The sequence below is a fragment of the Bacillus cereus group sp. BfR-BA-01355 genome (genome assembly GCF_022663675.1).
GTDB classification, from domain to species: domain Bacteria; phylum Bacillota; class Bacilli; order Bacillales; family Bacillaceae_G; genus Bacillus_A; species Bacillus_A thuringiensis_S.
The window spans coordinates 1-3,643 of record NZ_JAKUFY010000218.1 but is presented as its reverse complement, the minus strand read 5'-3'; the positions used below and the strand labels follow the sequence as shown (position 1 = coordinate 3,643).

The window sequence follows — 3,643 nt, the reverse complement described above, 5'->3', positions numbered from 1 at the left end:
GTGTCAATCATAAAAAAGTATTACGAATCATGAGACAAAATCATATTCTTTCAAAAGTGCGTCGAAAGAAAAAGAAATATATCAATGGTGCGGAACCAATGGTAGCCCCTCTTCGATTGGAGCGCCAATTCGATGCATCCAAACCAAATGAAAAGTGGTTTACGGATGTGACGTATCTCTTATTTGGAGAGCGTACCTTGTATTTATCAACGATCATGGATGCCTTTAATCGTGAAATTATTAGTTGTGTCATCAGCGAATCACAAACACTGACATTAGCGATGAAAACATTGAAACAAGCAATGAGAGGGCGAAAAGTAAAAGATGTCCTTCTTCACTCGGATCAAGGAAGTATTTATACAGCAAAAGAATTTCAAGCGTATGCCAAAGAAAACGGCATGATCACCAGCATGTCCCGGAGAGGAAATTGCCATGATAATGCCGTCATGGAAAGCTTCTTTGGTCATTTAAAAAGTGAAGCTTTCTATTCACAAAAGATAACAAAAGTATCCAACACAACTGTGCGAAAGATTGTGCTAGAATACATTCATTACTACAATTGTGTGCGAATTCAAGAAAAATTAAACCACCTATCCCCTAAAGAATTTAGGGAACAAGTGGTTTAGGTGTTTTGATTGGTGTCCCGTTTTCGGGGTTCACTTCACAATTGCGGAAGGTTTTTCTTATATAATCGCTTTAATTCCTTCTAACACTAATCCAATCATAAATCCGCAAACCGCCCCGTTCACTCGGATCCACTGCAAATCTTTACCGACATTATTTTCAATCATTTCGATTAACGTTTTATCGTCTAACTTATCAAGGTTTTCTTGTACAAGCTTACCAATTTTCGAATGGTTCTTCTCAATAAGATTCACAACTTGTTTTTGTAACCAATCTTCTATTTTTTGAACTGTCTGTTCATCTTCTTTTATTTTATTCATTTGTTTTTGTAAAAATGGAATAACATATTGATTAGCAAATTCTTCATTATTTACAAAAGCAACTGCTCTTTGTTGTACTTGCTCTAGCATCTCTTTTATTTTGTCAGTAGCATTCCAATTCGCAATCCACTTTTCTTTCCAATTTTCTAATTCCTGTAATAAAGCTTCATTTTCTTTTACATTGATAATTTCTTGACGAATCTTCGCTAATATAAGTTGTCTTGTGCTATTATCAGCCTCTTGTAAGCTGTTAATATTACTAATGATAAACTTCTGCAAAATACCGCCAATTTTATCTTCATCTACAATATTCATAAATGATTTCAAAGTAAACTGCAAGAATCCATCTACTTTTATATTTTCCATCGCCTTCATACCTAAGCTACCGAGCTGGTAACGAGCTTCACCTTGCGCTGTCCAATCTTTTACCTTCACTAATATGTAATCAAGTGTCTTTTCATCATATTCTTGCACAACTAATTGATCAACAAGCACTTGTAAAATATTATTTGTATTAATTGTATGTAAATATGTTTTTAATTCTTTTTCAATAATAACAGCTAACTTTTCTGTATCTAGTGTTACAATTGCTTTCTCTGCAATCGTTACAATCCCCTTTTTCACAGCATCAGACTGCATTTCTCTCTCAGCAATTTGCAGTACCATTTGTGCTAACTGCATCTCTTTTACTTTATTCGTAATACTTTCTTTCGTTAGCCATTCATTTTCTAACGTATGAATGAGCCCTTTCGTTACCCGTTTACGGTTTTTAGGTAACAAAGCTGTATGCGGAATTGGTATTCCCATCGGATGACGGAATAAAGCAGTAACCGCAAACCAATCCGCAAGTCCCCCAACCAATCCAGCTTCAAATCCACCTTGTATAATCTCTCCAGCTACCGTTCCTTGAAAAGGGATAGAAGCCGCAAAGCCGACACCCATAACCCCAAGCGAAATACCCGCTATATATTTAGTCTGTAATGACATCGTATACACATCCTCTTATTATGTAAAATAAAGCTTTTTTGTTATATTTATTCAATATTAGTTATCCTTTATATATACTATAAAGAACTATTGTGAAAATAACAAAGATTTTTATGTACATGAAAAAATGAGGCTACAACTAGCCTCATTTTTCTTATATCGTTAATTCCAAACCTTTCCTATAATATTCATTCATTACATCTTTAGGAACCATGCTTCCACCCGTTCCCCACACAATATGAGTACCTTTTTTCACTTTCTCTGTTAACTGTTGCTTTTGTAAATACTCATCTTCTTTACACACTTTCACTGGCCCTATCATACCTGCTAGTGCAGAAGGCTCTAAATAAATATTCTCCGTATCAGCTAGTTCTTTTAACAATCTATATAACTCTTCATCGTTTACTGTATAATTTCCACTTAAAAATGGTTCCATCGTTTTCCCGACAAATCCAGACGGTCTTCCTACCGCAAGTCCATCCGCATCTGTTACATTATCAATTCCGATATCTTGAACGGCAATTTTGTCATGAAGGCCTGTCATTAAGCCGAGTAACATACATGGTGAGTGTGTTGGCTCTGCAAAGAAACAATGAACGTTGTCTTTATACAATAACTTTAAACCGAATGCTACTCCGCCAGGTCCTCCTCCTACTCCGCACGGAAGGTAAACAAATAAAGGGTGATCTTCATCTACTACAACCTCTAACTCTTCTAATTGCTTTTGTAATCGTGATGCTGCTACTGAGTATCCTAAAAATAGATCATGTGAGTTTTCATCGTCTACAAAATAACAGCTAGGATCCGCATCCGCCTGTCGTCTTCCTTCTTCTACTGCTTTGCTATAATCATCTTCATATTCAATAACGTTTACACCTTTACTTCTTAATAAACTTTTCTTCCATTCTTTTGCGTCTGCTGACATATGAACAGTTACATTAAAACCTAGATTCGCACTCATAATTCCTATGCTAAGTCCTAAATTCCCTGTAGAACCTACCGCAATTGAATACTTCGAGAAAAACTCTCTACATGTATCACTATCTAAAATGGAATAATCATCTTCTTCTGTTAACATTCCGTGCTGCAATGCTAGTTGCTCAGCATGTTTCAACACTTCATAAATGCCGCCTCTAGCTTTAATTGATCCTGATATCGGGAGATGACTATCACATTTTAATAATAATTCTCCTAAAATAGGTTGCTTGTAATTTGTCTCTAAAGCTTCTTTCATAGAAGGTATTTTCACTAAAGGTGATTCGATTATGCCGTTAGTCCCTTTCGTTTCAGGAAAAACTTTCGCAATATATGGCGCAAAACGCTTTAATCTCTCTTCCGCATCTTTTACATTCTCTTCATTAAGTGGTGAATCTTTTATTGCCCTTTCATACTTTTCTATGTGTGGGTTTATCCAAAATACTTCTTTTGTTGCAATAAGTTTATTCACTAATGGGTATTCTGCTTGTAATGCCCCTATTTCTTTCATTTTGTTTCCTCCTTATATCCTTGTAGCTCACCATATAATAAATTATAATTAAATTAATTTTAATATAGTTTAACACAAATCGTTCACTTTAGTTAATTTTAATTTAATTTATTTAAATATAATTTAATAACCCTTGAGGAGATTTTCATTATGGAAAATATAGATATTGGTAAAAAAATTGAAAAACAAAGAAAAGAAAAAGGTTTAACTAGTAAAGAACTAGCAA

At 34.6% G+C, this 3,643-nt stretch carries 2 protein-coding genes and 2 pseudogenes; 2 read left to right on the top strand and 2 right to left on the bottom strand.

From position 1 onward, the window contains the following. Window positions 1-626, top strand: a pseudogene (locus MR167_RS30940) (IS3-like element ISBt2 family transposase); the annotation flags it as partial. 57 nt (window positions 627-683) lie between these two features. Here the strand turns inward: MR167_RS30940 and MR167_RS30935 are convergent. Then, the gene (locus tag MR167_RS30935) at window positions 684-1,931 is read right to left on the bottom strand and encodes a DUF445 domain-containing protein (protein ID WP_242316197.1); all 1,248 of its coding nucleotides are present in this window, start codon (window positions 1,929-1,931) and stop codon (window positions 684-686) included. Between the two features lie 154 nt (window positions 1,932-2,085). Beyond that, window positions 2,086-3,417 (bottom strand): D-serine ammonia-lyase, encoded by a 1,332-nt coding sequence (locus tag MR167_RS30930; protein WP_000658546.1) that lies wholly within the window; start codon window positions 3,415-3,417, stop codon window positions 2,086-2,088. Window positions 3,418-3,567: 150 nt separating this feature from the next. Here MR167_RS30930 and MR167_RS30925 point away from each other — a divergent pair. Further along, a pseudogene (locus MR167_RS30925) lies at window positions 3,568-3,643 on the top strand (DNA-binding protein); the annotation flags it as partial.